The 1,305-nt window shown below is 63.4% G+C and carries 3 protein-coding genes; 2 read left to right on the forward strand and 1 reads right to left on the reverse strand.

Annotation, left to right across the window (positions count from 1 at the left end; all coding sequences use genetic code 11):
• On the forward strand, positions 1-363 hold a 363-nt coding region (radC, locus tag Q8L50_RS11610; protein ID WP_305348794.1), incomplete at its 5' end, for a DNA repair protein RadC.
• Positions 363-1,025 (forward strand): Smr/MutS family protein, encoded by a 663-nt coding sequence (locus tag Q8L50_RS11615; protein ID WP_305348795.1) that lies wholly within the window; start codon positions 363-365, stop codon positions 1,023-1,025. The genes radC and Q8L50_RS11615, both read left to right, overlap by 1 nt.
• Before the next feature lie 69 nt (positions 1,026-1,094).
• Here the strand turns inward: Q8L50_RS11615 and Q8L50_RS11620 are convergent.
• A partial coding sequence (locus tag Q8L50_RS11620; RefSeq protein ID WP_305348796.1) for a hypothetical protein occupies positions 1,095-1,305 on the reverse strand: 211 nt, incomplete at its 5' end.

A 1,305-nucleotide genomic window follows, 5' to 3' on the forward strand; every position in this document is an offset into this window, starting at 1 on the left:
ACGCCGCAGGCAGTACGCGACTACCTGCAGTTGCAGCTGGGCAGCCGACCCCACGAGATTTTTGCAGTGCTGTTTCTCGATGCCCAGCATCGGCTGATTGCGCTGGAAGAGCTGTTTCGCGGCACGTTGACGCAGACCTCCGTTTATCCGCGCGAGGTGGTGGTGCGCGCGCTGGCGCTGCAGGCCGGCAGTGTGGTGCTGGCGCATAACCACCCCAGCGGTGAAGCCCGTCCCTCCCGCGCCGATGAGGCCTTGACACACACGCTAAAGGCCGCACTCGCGTTGGTGGACGTCCGGGTACTCGACCATTTCATCGTGACCAGCACGCAGGCCGTGTCGATGGCCGAGCTGGGGCTGCTCTGATGGCCACCAAACCCGCCCCCATCCGCGACCTGAAAGGGCTCAAAGCCGTCAAGCTGGAAATCGAAACCCGCGCCCGGCGGGACGCCGAGCTGAAAGCGGCTCGCGCAGCGGCGGCGGCGAAGGCACGGGCTGAAAAAGATGTGTTTTCGCGCGCCATCGGGCCGGTGAAAGCCTTGCGTGCCAAACACCTGCCCGGTCACAAGGCGCAACTGCCCGCTGTTCAGCCCCCGCCGATTCCAGTGCAACACCAGCTGGACGAACTGGCGGTGATGCGCGAAGCCATCTCTGACGGCTTCGATGTGGAAAGCCTGTTGGACACCGACGAGGCGCTGAGTTTCAGGCGGCCCGGCATGGGCCCGGATGTGGTGCGCAAGCTGCGCCGCGGCGGCTGGAGCATACAGCGCCAGCTCGACCTGCACGGCCTGCGCCGCGAAGACGCGCGCGACGCGCTGTCTGTGTTTATCCGCGAAGCGCACAAGGCCGGTATGCGCTGCGTGCGCGTGGTGCACGGCAAAGGCCTGGGTTCGCCCGGCAAAACCCCGGTGCTCAAAGGCCGGGTGCAAAGCTGGCTGATCCAGAAAAACGAAGTGATCGCCTTTGTGCAGGCACGGCCCGCAGAAGGCGGTGCCGGTGCGCTGGTGGTGCTGCTGGCGCAGAGTTGAGCCAGCAGTCGCTATCAATTCAGGAGCTGCTTGCGCACACTCCATATGGGCTGGAGGCCAATTCGACTCCTAAAACCTGAGCACGCACTGCCCGACATCTGCTTTTGCATCGGCTGCACAAGCGAAAAGTGCCTCCAGCCCATATCCGCTGTGCGTGAACAGCTCCTGAATTAATAGCAACAGGGGCAGCAGCCTCGATCCATCGTCAAGCTCAGGACAGGCCAGGCGCTTAAGCTGGTGAATTACGCATCCAGTCAGCCGTCTGAAAAAACGATTCGCG

The sequence above is a fragment of the Polaromonas sp. genome, assembly GCF_030680935.1.
Taxonomy (GTDB): domain Bacteria; phylum Pseudomonadota; class Gammaproteobacteria; order Burkholderiales; family Burkholderiaceae_C; genus Polaromonas.